The organism is Pseudoalteromonas sp. ABE4_541 (assembly GCF_056312285.1).
Genome location: NZ_JBSVEM010000006.1, coordinates 119,980 through 134,539 on the forward strand (window position 1 = coordinate 119,980; position 14,560 = coordinate 134,539).

At 43.9% G+C, this 14,560-nt stretch carries 13 protein-coding genes; all 13 read left to right on the forward strand.

Translation table 11 applies throughout. The features are described 5' to 3' along the window. Nucleotides 1–166: 166 nt before the first annotated feature. Nucleotides 167–1,486 carry a type VI secretion system ImpA family N-terminal domain-containing protein gene (locus tag ACW689_RS07905; protein WP_476290080.1) on the forward strand — a complete coding sequence of 440 codons (1,320 nt, stop codon included), beginning with the start codon at nucleotides 167–169 and terminating at the stop codon, nucleotides 1,484–1,486. Nucleotides 1,487–1,548: 62 nt separating this feature from the next. Further along, nucleotides 1,549–2,079, forward strand: a complete 531-nt coding sequence (locus ACW689_RS07910) for an Hcp family type VI secretion system effector (RefSeq protein WP_476290082.1) — start codon at nucleotides 1,549–1,551, stop codon at nucleotides 2,077–2,079. A gap of 11 nt (nucleotides 2,080–2,090) precedes the next feature. After that, on the forward strand, nucleotides 2,091–2,588 hold the full coding sequence (gene tssB, locus ACW689_RS07915) for a type VI secretion system contractile sheath small subunit (RefSeq protein ID WP_476290084.1): 498 nt from the start codon (nucleotides 2,091–2,093) through the stop codon (nucleotides 2,586–2,588). Beyond that, nucleotides 2,588–4,060 carry a type VI secretion system contractile sheath large subunit gene (tssC, locus tag ACW689_RS07920; RefSeq protein ID WP_476290086.1) on the forward strand — a complete coding sequence of 491 codons (1,473 nt, stop codon included), beginning with the start codon at nucleotides 2,588–2,590 and terminating at the stop codon, nucleotides 4,058–4,060. Before tssB ends, tssC begins: the two co-directional genes overlap by 1 nt. Before the next feature lie 119 nt (nucleotides 4,061–4,179). Then, nucleotides 4,180–5,451 (forward strand): type VI secretion system contractile sheath domain-containing protein, encoded by a 1,272-nt coding sequence (locus tag ACW689_RS07925; RefSeq protein WP_476290087.1) that lies wholly within the window; start codon nucleotides 4,180–4,182, stop codon nucleotides 5,449–5,451. Further along, entirely contained in the window at nucleotides 5,448–5,891 is a 444-nt protein-coding gene (gene tssE, locus ACW689_RS07930; protein WP_476290089.1) for a type VI secretion system baseplate subunit TssE, read from the forward strand. Before ACW689_RS07925 ends, tssE begins: the two co-directional genes overlap by 4 nt. Continuing rightward, nucleotides 5,884–7,701, forward strand: coding sequence for a type VI secretion system baseplate subunit TssF (locus tag ACW689_RS07935; RefSeq protein ID WP_476290091.1), 1,818 nt, complete (start codon nucleotides 5,884–5,886; stop codon nucleotides 7,699–7,701). The genes tssE and ACW689_RS07935 overlap by 8 nt, the downstream gene beginning before the upstream one ends. Then, the gene (locus tag ACW689_RS07940) at nucleotides 7,692–8,612 is read left to right on the forward strand and encodes a type VI secretion system baseplate subunit TssG (RefSeq protein ID WP_476290093.1); all 921 of its coding nucleotides are present in this window, start codon (nucleotides 7,692–7,694) and stop codon (nucleotides 8,610–8,612) included. The genes ACW689_RS07935 and ACW689_RS07940 overlap by 10 nt, the downstream gene beginning before the upstream one ends. Before the next feature lie 14 nt (nucleotides 8,613–8,626). After that, entirely contained in the window at nucleotides 8,627–11,197 is a 2,571-nt protein-coding gene (gene tssH / locus ACW689_RS07945) for a type VI secretion system ATPase TssH (RefSeq protein WP_476290095.1), read from the forward strand. A gap of 4 nt (nucleotides 11,198–11,201) precedes the next feature. After that, nucleotides 11,202–11,924 carry a hypothetical protein gene (locus ACW689_RS07950; protein ID WP_476290097.1) on the forward strand — a complete coding sequence of 241 codons (723 nt, stop codon included), beginning with the start codon at nucleotides 11,202–11,204 and terminating at the stop codon, nucleotides 11,922–11,924. Next, nucleotides 11,925–12,740, forward strand: coding sequence for an FHA domain-containing protein (locus tag ACW689_RS07955; protein ID WP_476290099.1), 816 nt, complete (start codon nucleotides 11,925–11,927; stop codon nucleotides 12,738–12,740). It abuts the gene before it with no gap. Beyond that, nucleotides 12,725–13,237 (forward strand): type VI secretion system lipoprotein TssJ, encoded by a 513-nt coding sequence (gene tssJ, locus ACW689_RS07960; RefSeq protein ID WP_476290101.1) that lies wholly within the window; start codon nucleotides 12,725–12,727, stop codon nucleotides 13,235–13,237. Before ACW689_RS07955 ends, tssJ begins: the two co-directional genes overlap by 16 nt. Before the next feature lie 2 nt (nucleotides 13,238–13,239). Continuing rightward, the gene (tssK, locus tag ACW689_RS07965) at nucleotides 13,240–14,559 is read left to right on the forward strand and encodes a type VI secretion system baseplate subunit TssK (protein ID WP_476290103.1); all 1,320 of its coding nucleotides are present in this window, start codon (nucleotides 13,240–13,242) and stop codon (nucleotides 14,557–14,559) included. Nucleotide 14,560 lies beyond the last annotated feature (1 nt).

Below are 14,560 nucleotides of genomic sequence, written 5' to 3' on the forward strand. Positions count from 1 at the left end.
GAAAAGGCCGTGTTCATAAGGGGTTACGTGCTTTTTTGATAAAAACTGGGTAGTTTGTATCGGCGTCTTTTTGTGGTGACATGAAGATCTTGACTTTGGATCATTCTGCTCCACAATGGGATAAAGAATAAATAATAACTGAATATAGGGTTGTAATCGGTTGCCTATGTTACTTTTTTCGCAAGATTCTGAGCTTGACGCTGGTATATTTTTAAAAGAAGAACGAACTAAGTTCAGGGAGCTGCGTAACTTATTGAACGTTGCGCAATCGAGTTTAAGAAAGTTATTAGAAACACCTAATTCGGCACAAGATCAAGATCTTCAGCGCCAAAATGCAGAAGATTGGTTTCAGCTTCAACAGGCAACGAGCGACACGCTGAAAAATGACTCACGAGACATAGAAGTGTTTGTTTGGTGGCTTTCTGCTTTGGCCTATCGAAAAGTTGATCTGTCTTTGTTTAATTCTGGATTAGATGATTTTTTGTATGCGGTAAATCAGCTAGGTGAATCGATCCACCCTCGGCTCCCTGATAAAAAGGTGGCCAAGTTAGACGAGTCGGAAGCTGCCACAAAACACTGTGAAAACCAGACTAAACCGTTAGAACAACTTACTGGCGATAGCCCTAATTCGGGTTTACTCAATGTGCCTTTAATGCAGTATCCGTTGATGGACGATTTTACATTCAGTGATTATTTGTCGGCGCAAAAAGATGGCAGTGTTGAGGAAAAAAAGGCGCAATTTGCGAGTACCTTACAGTCACGAAAAACTGAGCTCACAGAGCGCTTTGTTATTTTGAGTGACATTGAAGCAAAGCTGAAAGACATTGATGTGTTCATTAATGGCTATCGCAATAAACATGGCCTTTCGTTGTTGGGCTTCCGTTTTATTCGTGACGCAATAAAGCAAATAAAGCTGATGTATCAACACTTTTTTCCGGATGTTGAGAGTAAAGATGAGCGCATTGGGGTAGAAGCACATCAGCAAACACAGCCCGAAGCTGTTGCAACAGCTACCCCTAATGCAGAGCCCACATCACAAAGCAGTGTGAAAGTGCCGCCAGCCCCATTAGCTCAAGCTGTCGCTGTCGCAGCAGCAAGCTCCCATGCTTACACCCGTGAGCGTGCGTTAGAAGATTTAAACAAAATTGCGGTTTTTTTCAAAAAGACTGAACCGCATAGCCCAATCCCATATTTACTCGCAAGAGCAATTCGATGGGGCAACATGTCATTCTCCGATTTAATTGGGGAACTCGTGGCAAAAGATTCACCTGTGCTTGCGGAAATAAACAAGCTAACGGGCGTTGACAATGACCTAGGTGAGTTGTTGTCGGAAGAGAGTATTGCAGTATCTAGTCCAAATCCAGTGGTAGTTGAAACAGTTGCAAGCGAAGAGGTTGTGCAAGCTGCTGTGCCAACAGAAGCTGAACCTGCGCCAGAGGCTGTGCCTAAGAGTGACGATAGTGCGTCATCTGGGCCGCTTTGGTAATACAGATTTAATTTTATGCCTACGTAAAAGTAGGGAACATAACATAGCTATGGAGAATACAAATGGCGTCAATTTTCATGAGAATCGACGGCAACGACAGCATCAAAGGGGCTGCAACAGTTGTCGATTTAAACAGCAAAAAAGGTTGGTTCGCAGTAGATAGCCTATCATGGGGCGCTATGCGTGGCGTTTCTGTAGATATAGGCAATGCGAATAACCAAGATAACGGTATGGTTGCGCTTGGTGAAATCAGCATTTCAAAAACTTATGATGGTGCAACACCTTACTTGCTTACATACCTGTTCCAACCAGGAGCAGATGGTAAAACCGTTGAATTAGTGATGACTAAGCCATCACGTGATGGTAAAGGTATCGTGCCTTACTACGTTATTTCACTAGAAGAAGCGCGTCTGGCGAACTTCAGCATTTCTGGCAGTGATGGTGGTCAGCCATCAGAATCGTTCTCACTAACCTATACTAAAATAGAGCAAATCTTCTTCGTAGAAGATGAGGGCGGTAAGCTAGAGAAAGCAGCATCAGTTAAATACGATGCGACGACAAACCAGCTTACTTCTGCTGCAGATCTTAAGTAAGGTAATCTATCATGGCACTTAATTCGCAACATAAGCGCGTTAGTAAAAACCGCGTAAGTATTACTTACGACGTTGAAACCAACGGCGCAACTGAGAAAAAAGAGCTGCCGTTTGTTTCAGCGGTACTCGGTAATTTCTCTGGAGACAGAGAAGATCCAAAAGAAGTTGAAGATCGTGAGTTTATTCAAGTCGATCAAGATAATTTTGATGATGTACTGGGCCGTATTCAACCTTCATTAACACTGAAAGTGGACAATGTGATTGAAGCTGATGACAGCCAGTTTGAAGTCAACTTAGATTTTGAATCTATGAAAGATTTTGAGCCAGATGCATTAGTTCAGCGCATTGAGCCTCTGAAAAAGCTACTTGAAACACGCAACCAGCTGAATGAACTGTTGAGTAAAGCTGATCGTTCGCGTGACTTCGAGAAATTACTGAAAGACATATTACAAAGTGCTGATTCACTGAGTGCATTGTCTGATGAGCTTGGCGTTAAAGGAGAAGAGTAATGTCTGAAGAATTACAGCAAGGTGGCGGTGCATCGGAAGAAAGCGGTTCGTTTTTAGATCGTGCAATTAACGCAACTAGCCAGACTGCACCTGATAGAACAAAAGAGTTACTGACTTCTTTAACCAAAGAAGCAATGTCTGGCACCGTGACCTGGGACAAAAATCTAACAGATACGATTGCCAATGCAGTCGCTGAGATAGACAAAAAAATGTCACAGCAGCTTTCTACCATTATGCAGCAGGAAAGCTTTCAGCAGCTAGAAGGTTCATGGTTGGGGCTACAAAAGCTGATCCGCAATAGTGCGTTAGGCACTGCGCAAAAGGTGAAGCTACTGAATATCACCAAAGATGAGTTATTAGAGCAGTTTGAAGATGCGCCAGCCGTTGATCGCAGCCCATTATTCAACACCTTGTACCAGCATGAGTATGGTACGGCGGGTGGTGAGCCTTATGGCCTGATCTTAGGTGATTATGAGTTCAGCCAAAGGGATGAAGATGTTGCGCTGATGCGTTACATGGGCGAAGTTGCGGCAGCAAGTCACGCGCCATTTATTGCGGCGGCTGCGCCTGAAATGTTCGAGTTGAATAGCTTTGCAACGTTTAGTGAAGGCAAGCCTATTGCCCCAGCTTTTGACTCACCGAGCTATGCTTCTTGGAATTCGTTCCGCGAAAGTGATGATGCCCGTTACGTCGCATTAACGCTGCCGCGCACTATGGCGCGTTTACCGTATGGCGGTAAAGGCAAAAAGATTAAGTCATTTGAATTCGAAGAGTTAGCAACAGACAGCGCGGGTAATCCTAAGCCGGCCAATAACGATGAGGTTGTTTGGTCAAATGCTGCGTACGAAATGGCGCTTAACATGAACCAAGCGTTTGAAGCGTACGGTTGGTGTACTGCTATTCGTGGTATGGATAACGGCGGTAAAGTTGAAGCGCTACCGAATCTGACTTATTTGACGGACTCGGGCGACATCACACAGCAATGTCCAACTGAAGTTAATCTGACCGATGAGCGTGAAAAAGAGCTGAGTGACTTAGGTTTCTTGCCTTTAGTTCATTACAAGAATACGGATTATGCGGTATTCCTTGGTGGTCAAACGACACAAAAGCCAAAAGAGTACACCGATCCTGACGCAACAGCGAATGCGGCAATCTCTGCACGTTTGCCATACATCATGGCCAGCAGTCGAATTGCACATTACCTAAAAGTAATGGGCCGTGACAACATAGGTTCAAATATGGAAGCTGCTGATATTCAGAAGCAAATGAGTGAGTGGATCGCTATGTACACAAACTCTGGTGCGATGGGTAACGAAGAGCGTGCGAAAACACCGCTCGCTGAAGCGCAAATTTCCGTGATTGAACAGCCGGGCCGTCCTGGTTCGTATTCAGCGGTCGCCCATTTGCGTCCTTGGTTACAAATGGAAGAGCTGACGACTTCGGTACGTATGGTTGCAAGCCTACCGGGCTAATCCCAAGTGGCTTTAATGAATGGTTATAAGCATTAAAGCCATTGATGTTGAAACGAGGTATACGTACCTCGTTTCTTTTCACCAGATTAATTGACTAGTCAGCATGGATCTTCATCTCTATGACAGAACAAGGCTCAGATAATATCGCGCAGATAAAGCATATGATTGCTCAGATCGATCAAATGCTGAGCGAGCAGTTGTCAGAGGTGATGGAAAACCCAAAGTTTATTGCTTTGGAAGCCCGCTGGCGCGCCTTGCATGAATTGGTCAATCTGCCGGTCAACTATAAAACGGTCAAAGTAAAAATTCTCAATATTTCATGGCCTGAAATTTCTCAAGACCTCAATATTTCTCCTTCGGTTAAGCAAGCGAGATTGTACAACCTGATTGCGAATAGAGAATTTAATACCATGGGAGGCGAGCCCTATGGTCTTGTGGTGATCGACCACAACATAAGCTTAGATATAGATTATGCTAACGAGTTTGATGATATTTACACATTAGAGTTGTTGGCGGAGCTTGGTGAGAAAAGCCTCTGTCCTATCGTTCTGGATGCTGATGAAGCCTTCCTCGGAGCGATAGGAGAGTCTTTTTTATGTGATACCGCGAAAGTGCAACGCGTGTTGGCTGCAAATGATTTTGATAGTTGGCACCGTCTACGTGCAGCGAAAAACAGCCATTTTATTGGTTTGGTATTTAATAAGGTGGGATATCGCCAGACATATTGTTACTACCCCGCGGGATTTATTTTTAACGAAGCGTCGGCGGATAGCTTTCGATGGGGTAACGCAGCAACGACATTTTTAAAAAATGTGATGATTGAGTTTAATCGTGTGCGTTGGTTTGGCTTTTTAAAATCTCGTAAGCTCGATGGCTCAGGCGGTAGCACCATCAGCTATTATGGTGTTAAAAAAGAGCAGCTACCGGTGGTGTTTAAAACGCGTTTATCGGCCAGTACTGCCGCATTCATATCACAGTTAGGGCTCATTCCTATTTTTCATAACCCATTAAATGGTCGGTATTTTTTTCAATCAAACAGCTCAATCAAAGCAGAGCAGGATGGAGAAAACCGCTACTTGCTCCAAACCACGCTTATGGTCAGTCGAATAGCGCATTACCTCAAAGTGCAGTTACGCGAAATGATCGGCTCGTCAATGGAGGCGCATGATTGTGAGAACCGCCTGACTCACTGGCTAGAGCAATACTGCTCAAATTCCATCGTATCCGATGAGGTGACTTTGGCAAAAATGCCACTAAAGTCGGCCAAAGTGAGTGTGGTGGAGGAGTCTGGAGAGTTTAAGCGCTATGGCTGTCATGTTGATCTTGTGCCTCAATACCAATTTGATCGAGTTGCGAGCACTGTGAGTTTATCAACGGCGGTAGAAAGATGAGTTTTTTCAGTGCGTTTTACATGGACAGAGAAGATGTATCGCAAGATCTTGGCAATGAGGTCGTGCAATCTATACATCATAACATTGGCCTTATCCTAAAAACGGAGGCTGCGTTTTTACACGACAATAACAGCGATTTAGTTAACCAGTCGAGTATTTGCTTTGGTCTGGAGGACATTGCCTTGTTCAGTCGTTTAAATAGCGGTGAACAGATAGCGCTCAGGATAAAAAATAAAATTAGTCAATTTGAGCCAAGACTTCACAGCATTGAAGTAAATTATTTAGCGCAGGATGAAGACAAGCACCTCTCAAATACCATGCGCTTTGAAATTTCAGCCCTGTTGTCGCGCGGTGGCAAAGACGAGTTTTTGCAATTTGATACAGACATAGACTTAACAAGATTGACCGTCTTAATAGAGAACGAAAGCCAATATGATTAACCGCATGCTAAAACATTTTGAAGACGAATTGGCGAGTATTCGACATGGGTTAGAAGGCTTTCGTAAGCGGTTCCGTCGTGAGGCTGAACACATCAACCTCAATGATAAAGGCCAAGAAGATCCAAACGTCACGCGGTTAATTGATAGTTTTGCTTGGGTTGCGGCTAAAAATGCGATGGAGATAGACACGCTGCGCACACGCCATGTCGAAGAGTTTGCACAAATTGTTTCGCCAAACCTGTTCAAAACATTACCTATGGTTGTGAAAGCCCATTTTCAGCCCAACATTGATGACTTCAACAAGCCGGTATTTTTAGACAAACAGATTGAAGTTGAGCTGGATATCGTCAACAAGGGTGAAGAAAATAACACGGTGAGGTTGTGCAATTCACTGCCCGTGACCTTTACCCCAATGCGAGTGACGAACTTTAAGCTCGAGCAAACGCCGTTCCAGCACCCCATCCCCACTCACTTTGATAGCAAAGAAGCATTATATTGCTTGCGCGTTGAGCTAACGCCTTTGAGTGAAGATGTGGATATGCAGCATGCGTTGCAACAACCGATTCAACTGCACTTTAGTAACGAGTCCATTGGGCGCAATGTATCAGACATATTGAATCAAGCAGTGACTAAAGTTGCTGTGTGTGTGGCTGATGATGAGTTTGCATATGATGTTGGTGAAGGCAATTTTCGTTCTTTACTCGCGGATGACGACTTTATAATTTCGCCAATCCAAAGTAATGAGATCCCTGTTTACTTTAAGCTCAAAGAATACTTTGCTATTCCAGCAAAACGTCACTTTTTTATTCTCAAAAACCCACATAAGTTGAACGTCAGTAATGGCCAGCGTGTTTACTTGGATTTTTACTTAAATGAGCTAGGAGCAGGGTTGTTTGATGAAAAAAACCTGTCAGTTAAAATTAATAAGACCTTGTTTAGTAACCTGTTTAAGCAATCGTCTGAACCTGTCAGAGTCAACTACCAAGAGCTCTCTTACCCCGTTATAGCGGATGCCAGTCAGCGAAATATTCAAATTTACTCTATCGATAAAGTGTATGCCGTCACGTCATCAGGGCAGCAAGAAATCCCCCCTGTTGTTGGCACGCAAACTGTCGATTTTCAATCACAACTTTATTGGTCCCAAAGTATAAAGCTAGGTCAAGTTGATGCGTCGCGAGATGCGACCTCCTTGGATGAAGTGCCGCATTTAGTATTGCCCATCAACAACGCAACCAAAGCGTACCCCAATGGGTTTACCGTCTTTGCACAGACAAGCTGTTACGATGCACAGCTGGCCAACAAAATTCATGTTGGTAATCAAGTGGTTGTTAATACTCAAGAAGCGTTGGCGGGGGAGTTTCATGTTGCTGGCGTAACCATACAGCCAAGTGGTGCGATGATGGATGAGCGAAACTACTGGAGCTTACTCAAACTGATGTCGTTTAACTTATCGCAGCTGTTGCAAGCAGAGGACGCCAAAGCAGCGCTCACTGGCTTTTTAAAACTCTTTGTTAATGCCAATGCGACTCACCAAGAACTCAATGCGATTTATGATGTTTGCGCACAGAAAATCAACGCGCCTTTCTTGGTTGAAGGTCGCATGATTTTTGTGCCTGGGTTATCGTTAACGTTGACGCTAGATAACTCCGAATTAAACGCCGACTTTTCGCTTTTTGCGGATTTACTTAACGACTTTCTTGCTGCGCAAACACCTTTTGATCGATGCAGTCAGCTGATAGTTAATTACACAAGCTACAACTGGCCAGCGAAGTGTTTTGATGCACAGTTAGGAGTGAGAGTATGCAGCTAAGTAAACGTTTATTTAGCAAAGTATCATCAACGCTGCATTTCACTCGGTTGCTCAGGTTGTTTGGCGCCAAAGAGATTAGCTTTAAACAGCATTTATTTTCAGATACGTATGGCAAGCGAAAAATAGACTATCAGCAGTTGGCAGAGCAGCACTTTGTGGTGGATAGTAATGAAGAAACTTTATTTGGAGAACGAGGTGGGTTACCCCACTTTATTCTCGATTGGCTCAAAGAAGCGTATTTGAGAAACAACCGCGCTTATCTTCGCTTTCTGGCTATTTTTGACAACACGTTTGTACATCAATCATTGCAAATTAAATCTTTTGCTTCTCAGGTTTTTCGCGCGGAAGCGACAGTTACGCAGCAACAACAAGCGCAATTACTTAAGAGTTACTTCAGTTCTTTAACAGAGCATTACGGCAGTTTATCTATGCTGCCTGCTACGCTGATGACACGAGCTGAACATTACTCATTGGAAAATTTACAACGTCTGCTAAAACACTATTTTCCCCATGCAATTCAACTGAAAATGAGTCAAACGCAAGTGAGGGAAATTCCTGCTAGTGCTCGTAGCCGATTGGGGCAATGCCAACTCGGTCGAGGGGCCGTACTCGGTGGGCATTTTACGCAGTTGGGAAGAACACTTACAGTGACAGTGGTATTTGAAGATGCCACGGCTTTTGCCAAGTTGGAAAAGCAAGATGCAGAATATGTCAGGTTATTAACGGCAATCAAGTTAATGTGTAGCCACTATGTAAATCATGAAGTGGCCGTTGAGGTTGAAGCACAATACGATGGCTCCGTTTCCTCTGACTTGGTACTGACGAACAATAAAAAGGGCATTGTGTTGGGTGTAAATGCTAACTTAGCAACGCACAATGGTAACCACAAACGAACGGTAAGGGCTCTATAGAGTTAGGGATAATTATGTCTCAAGTATCTATTTCAAAACTAATTTCATATTTAGACGGCAATTTAAAAAATGCGTTGGAATACGCGGCTGCGGATGCCATGAATGGGCACGCTGGCGCGATAGAAATTGAGCATTGGTTTGTGTCGCTACTCAAAGGCCGAGACCCCAAGCTACAGCAATTTTTAGAGTCGCAACAAGTCAATATCGCACAATTTGTGCAAGAGCTTGAAAGCAAACTCAATCAGTTGGCACCCAGTCACTCTGGTCAACCGACTATCAGCCCTGAACTGATAGATTTGGTTAAATCGGCATGGCTGGTGGCGTCAGTCGAGTTCTCACACTGTGCTGTTGCGGGTTTGCACTTATTGTTGTGTGTGCTTCAGCCCGATCCTCTGTCATTCAAACAAAAGGAATTCGCCGCACTAAAAAATGTTTCAGTAGAGAGCTTAAAAGAGCATATAAAAAGCTTATCTGTTGCGGCAAAGACGCCAGCAAAGGGCACCAGTAGTGCACCTCAAAGTGTGGTGACAGGCGCCTTGGATAAATATACGGTGAACCTAACTCAAGCAGCCAAAGACGGCGATCTAGATGTCGTATCAGGGCGCTCCGACGAAGTAAGACAGGCGATTGATATTTTGTGCCGTAAGCGACAAAACAATCCTATTTTTGTAGGGGAGCCTGGCGTGGGTAAAACTGCGGTGGTTGAAGGGTTAGCGCAAAAAATTGCCGCAGGGGAAGTGCCTCCGGTGTTAGCTGGAGTGCAAATTCATTCATTAGATTTGGGTTTGTTGCAAGCGGGCGCAAGTGTTAAAGGTGAATTTGAAAACCGCTTAAAAGATGTGATCAACGAAGTTAAAAATTCACAAGTGCCCATTATTGTCTTTATTGATGAAGCGCATACTTTAATCGGCGCTGGTGGTGCCGAAGGACAAAATGACGCGGCCAATTTATTGAAGCCAGCTTTAGCGCGGGGAGAATTTAGAACATTGGCGGCAACCACTTGGGAAGAATACAAAAAGTATTTTGAAAAAGACCCCGCATTAACACGCCGATTCCAAGTTGTGAAAGTCGATGAGCCGAATGCTGATGATGCCCTACAAATGCTACGTGGGGTCGCAGAGTCGTTAAAAACTCACCACAATGTGTTTATTACTGAAGCGGCATTACAGGCCGCGGTCAATTTATCGATTCGCTATTTACCGAGTCGAAAGTTGCCAGATAAAGCCATTAGCGTGCTTGATACCTCTTGTGCGCGTATTGCGCTCACGCAAAGTGCTAAACCCGCCAGTATTGAAGCGACTGAGCAGGGTATTCGCTATTTGGAAAAAGAGCTGGTATCACTGACAAAAGAAAACGACATGTTGTCGAATCAAGCCAGCGTGCTAGTTGAAAAAGAAGCACAAAAGGCGCAGCTAGAAACTGAGCTGGCCGTCCTTCACGCGCAGTGGGATAAAGAAAAAGCCTTGGTGGATGAATTAGCACAGATCCAAGCAGGTGAAAGAGAAGGGAGCTTTACGACCAAGCTTGAGGAGCTGAAGCAATTGCAAGGTGAATCGGCGATGGTGCATGCCATTGTCGATGAACAAACAATCGCAGAAGTCATTGGGGCGTGGACAGGCATCCCAATCGGTAATTTAGTAAAGGATGAAGTGGCCAAATTACTTGGCTTAGAGTCATCATTACAGCAACGAATTATTGGTCAAAAACATGCGATGCATGAGCTTTCAAAGAGCATTCGCGTATCACGCGCAGGACTAACGGATAAGCGTAAACCTGTCGGCGTATTTTTGATGTGTGGTCCAAGTGGCGTGGGTAAGTCGGAAACCGCATTAGCACTTGCTGATCAACTATTTGGTGGTGAGCAAGATATGACGGTCATCAATATGACTGAATTTAAAGAAGCACATAAAGTCTCAATGTTACTGGGCTCGCCAGCCGGTTATGTTGGCTACGGTAAAGGTGGGGTACTCACAGAAGCGATACGTCGCAATCCATATTGTGTGCTATTGCTTGATGAAATGGAAAAAGCACACCCCAGTGTGCATGATATTTTCTATCAAATTTTTGATAAGGGCTGTATTCAGGATAGCGAAGGCCGCAATATAGACTTCAGAAACACGTTGATCATTATGACGTCTAATGCAGCGGATAGCGAAATCGTTGATTTTTGCAATGTCAGTGATGTTCGACCCGACTTAGTTGAGCTGGTTGACAATATTAGACCCGCGTTACAAAACTACTTTAAGCCCGCCTTTCTGGGGCGCTGTAATATCATTCCATATTATCCATTAAATACTGAAGAGCTTGCGCAGATCACCGCTATTTCACTCAAACGCGTTGCCCAAAAATTGCAAGAAACGTATGGTGCACAACTCGATTACGACCAAGCTTTCGTGGATTATGTGGTTGCTAAAGGTAACGAGCCTACGATTGGGGGTCGTGCTATCGAGCAGATCATTAACCGTAATTTGATGCCGCAATTGGCCGAGCGCTGTATTGAGCGCATAAGCCAAGGTGAGTCTATTTCACAGGTTGCTATAAAAGGTGCGGCAGATGCCTCTGGATTTGAGTTATCTATAAGCTGATGAAATGATGCGAACTATCAAATTAGTGAGAGGCCTGATACTGGGCCTCGGTTTAACTTCAACGTTAGGCATGGCAAAAGAAGTGGTGCAGTTGGCCACGCATAATGCTTTTCCTTACCATTATGTTGAAAATGAATCGGTTAAAGGCAATGTGATCCGCCAAGTTCAATGTGCGTTTAGTCGTATGGAAACGCCGTATCGTGCTGAGTTTAATAGCTGGGTAGAGGCGGAATTAAAACTGCGTACGGGGAAATTAGATGCCATTTTTGCAGTCGCACAAAGTGTGGCTAGAAAACGCTACGGTACTTTGTCGATCCCCATGGAAAAAAAACACTTGTACTGGTATTTTTCCGGTGCTGAAATGGAGCTCAGTGATAGCAACCCTTTGTATAAGAAATATAAAGTATCGGCTAAATTTGGTTCCGATGAATGGTTTGATATCAAGCGTAAGGCTTATAACGTGCAAATGAAGCCAAGAAATAGCAGCGCCTTATTGAAGTTGCTATTGGGCCATGAGGTTGATGCCATCTTGATGGATGAGCATGAGTTTGAACATGAATTAGCGAAATTTAAGTTGCAGCACACAAATTTTTCACGGCGTGAGTATGGCACAATTGAGTTAGGTGTATTGTTTTCAAAGGTGTTCTTAAAAGAGCGTCCGACCTTTCTTGAGGCCTTTAATACTGCCGCCTCGAATTGTATTGTTGCCGATGATAGGAATGTATAAATGAATGCAGCTATGTTGCAAGTGACAGAGTGCCCCGAAGATGTCCGACTGCTGTCAAGAATGGCAACGGTTTCAAAAGCTGGTGTGGTTTTAGGTGCGTCTATCGAATGTGACTTGATACTGCCTCATGCTGAGCAGGAAACGCAGCAGCATGATGTCTATGCGCGCATTGAACAAGATGAGAGCACTGGGCAAGTGCGTTTATATACAGAAGTGGAAGGCGTAAGTGTCAATGGCAGGGGGCAGATCACACACTCCTCAATGGCTCTATCAGATGGTGACATTATCGTCCTGTTTGGGTATACCTTGCTGCTTTCTAACCAATCGGAGCAAGACCAAGTTGCATCTTCTTCGCAAACTCAAGAAGACGCATTTTTTGATGTAATAGAAGAAGTGGAGTTTGATGCGAGCAATATTTTTGCGGATCTTGAAACAGAACTTGACGAGATAAACACACAGAAGTCAACGCCAGAGCAAGCTGAGTTTGTAGAGTATACTCAAACTCAAGTAGGGCCGCCAAGTGAAGCAAGTGCGAGTCTAGATCAAGCGGCAATTGAGCGAAAGTTAGATAAATTACTCGAGGCATCTCGCAGCCCTTGGCAGCAGCAAAAACAAATGTTGATGATGCTAGACCAAGTCATGGATGAGTTTTTAAAAGAGTTTGACCCACAGCTGATAGAAGACATGGTTGGTGCGCCGTCTAGGTTCAACACAAAACATTGGGCGGCATACAAAAATTATTACACAAGAAAAATGAACGAAGGGCACTTTAAACGTCAATTTAAAGCGCTATTAATCGAATGTATGCAAAAGTAATCGTTGTTTTATTAATGGCTTGGTTTATGTATGGCTGCTCTAGTGCAGATCCATTACAGCGCTACTCGTTACCAATACAGTTGCAGTTAGAGGCCAATGATAAGCTCAACTGGGCGAATGATGAGGCGAACCCGGTGGCGGTCAGGTTATATCAATTAACGAATTCAGAGCGTTTTTCGCAATCGGGTTTTATAGATTTGTTTCGGTCAGATACACAAATTTTGGCTGAGCAATTAATTGAAATGCAGCGGCTATACCCTGTGATGCCCAGCAGTAACGATCAGAAAGTGATCAAGTTATTACCAGGTGTCCGTTATTTAGCTGTATTAGTTGAGTTTACTGATTACCAAAAAGGTGCTGCAAAAGCTGTGATCGAAGTGCCAGAAGATGTCTCTGAAAGCACTGTGATATGGCTCGGGATCCAAGGCACTTCAGTCAAGTTTTCAGTGATCCCACAACAGAGTTGGATGGATAGTATATTTGGTGGGGGAGCTTAGCGTTGAGTAACAAGATAGTTTGGCGAGAGGGCGCTTTTTTATACCCTCAGCACTTTCAGCAAATGGAGTCGCATTTAGAAAATGTGACACAACAATATAGTGCGCTGACGACCAGTGAGTTTGCACCGCATTGTGGCTTAGCGCAATTGAGCATCAATGAGGGGCTGTTAAAGCTGGGGCAGTTTTCGCTTGTTTCATGTGAAGGAATATTGCCTGACGGTCAGTATTTTAAGCTTGATCAGGAAGTGGCCTTGCAAATTCCTGAGGGCACCATCGATCAGATGGTTTATTTAGTCGTGCCCGCATTGTTGTCAGGTAAAAACAGCTTTGATAATGGCGCTTCTAGTTCTCGGTATACAACGCAATTTAGTAAAGTATTTGATTTTACTAATAATGAAGCGGCTGAGTTAGAAGTTGAAACAGCGAGATTGAACGTTGCTTTGAAACTTGAGCAAGAAAACCTAGATGGCTTTGTCAAACTGGCTGTCGGCAAAGTACTTGAAGTGGACGGCAATGGTGCGGTGATCATAGATAGAGCCTTCATTCCTGATTGCTTAAGTATTGGTGCTGCAAGTATTTTACTAGAGCGAGTAAAAGAGTTGGAAACGCTTGCCAACGCCAAAGTGAATCAGTTACTTACACGGTTAAAGTCGGTGGTTGATACACAAAGTAACAGCGCGTGGTATCGTGAACAGCAATTACTTACGGTGATATATCATTGGTTACCTTGGCTTGAAGCAACACAGCAAACACAACACTACAAGCTGGGACGTTTTTATCATGAGCTCAAGCAATTTGAGGCCGCTTTACTGAGTATTGACTTTGAAGTACGCACTCCTTGGACGCCTTTGACCTTTGAAAGTTTGTATGAAAAGTTTCACACGGTTATTGCCCGCATTAAAGACAAGTTATCTATCACGCAACAACAAAATGTAATTGAGTACACGTGGGATAAATCTCTGTTTGATAGTCGTCGCATGTTATTAGTGAAAGTAAAACAGACCGACATCAGTCAAGCCCAACGCATTGTTATCTCAGTGACAAGCCCGCAAAACCTTGCCAAGGAGCTGTTTACGACTGGTTTTAAGCTGGCTGGCAACAAGAGCATTATTAATTGCATCAAAAATGCCACGCCAGGCGTGCGTGTGAGTGCACTACCTTATGCGCCACCTGAATTAAAAGAACAAGCGTCAACTGAATACTTTCAAATTGATTTAGAGGATCCACTTTGGGTGAAGATAGTTGAGAACAAAGAAATGCTGGCTTTGCACATCGATGCGCGAATTCATGTCGATGACGTTAAATTATTTTTGATTAGTTAAG

Excerpts from the sequence above, each read along its gene's own strand:
- ACW689_RS07940 (WP_476290093.1), top strand. The coding sequence starts at position 7,692 with ATGCAGCTAAGTAAACGTTTATTTAGCAAAGTATCATCAACGCTGCAT.
- ACW689_RS07955 (WP_476290099.1), top strand. The coding sequence starts at position 11,925 with ATGAATGCAGCTATGTTGCAAGTGACAGAGTGCCCCGAAGATGTCCGA.
- tssH (WP_476290095.1), top strand. The coding sequence starts at position 8,627 with ATGTCTCAAGTATCTATTTCAAAACTAATTTCATATTTAGACGGCAAT.
- tssB (WP_476290084.1), top strand. The coding sequence starts at position 2,091 with ATGGCACTTAATTCGCAACATAAGCGCGTTAGTAAAAACCGCGTAAGT.
- ACW689_RS07910 (WP_476290082.1), top strand. The coding sequence starts at position 1,549 with ATGGCGTCAATTTTCATGAGAATCGACGGCAACGACAGCATCAAAGGG.
- ACW689_RS07935 (WP_476290091.1), top strand. The coding sequence starts at position 5,884 with ATGATTAACCGCATGCTAAAACATTTTGAAGACGAATTGGCGAGTATT.
- ACW689_RS07950 (WP_476290097.1), top strand. The coding sequence starts at position 11,202 with ATGATGCGAACTATCAAATTAGTGAGAGGCCTGATACTGGGCCTCGGT.
- tssE (WP_476290089.1), top strand. The coding sequence starts at position 5,448 with ATGAGTTTTTTCAGTGCGTTTTACATGGACAGAGAAGATGTATCGCAA.
- tssC (WP_476290086.1), top strand. The coding sequence starts at position 2,588 with ATGTCTGAAGAATTACAGCAAGGTGGCGGTGCATCGGAAGAAAGCGGT.
- tssJ (WP_476290101.1), top strand. The coding sequence starts at position 12,725 with ATGTATGCAAAAGTAATCGTTGTTTTATTAATGGCTTGGTTTATGTAT.
- ACW689_RS07905 (WP_476290080.1), top strand. The coding sequence starts at position 167 with ATGTTACTTTTTTCGCAAGATTCTGAGCTTGACGCTGGTATATTTTTA.
- ACW689_RS07925 (WP_476290087.1), top strand. The coding sequence starts at position 4,180 with ATGACAGAACAAGGCTCAGATAATATCGCGCAGATAAAGCATATGATT.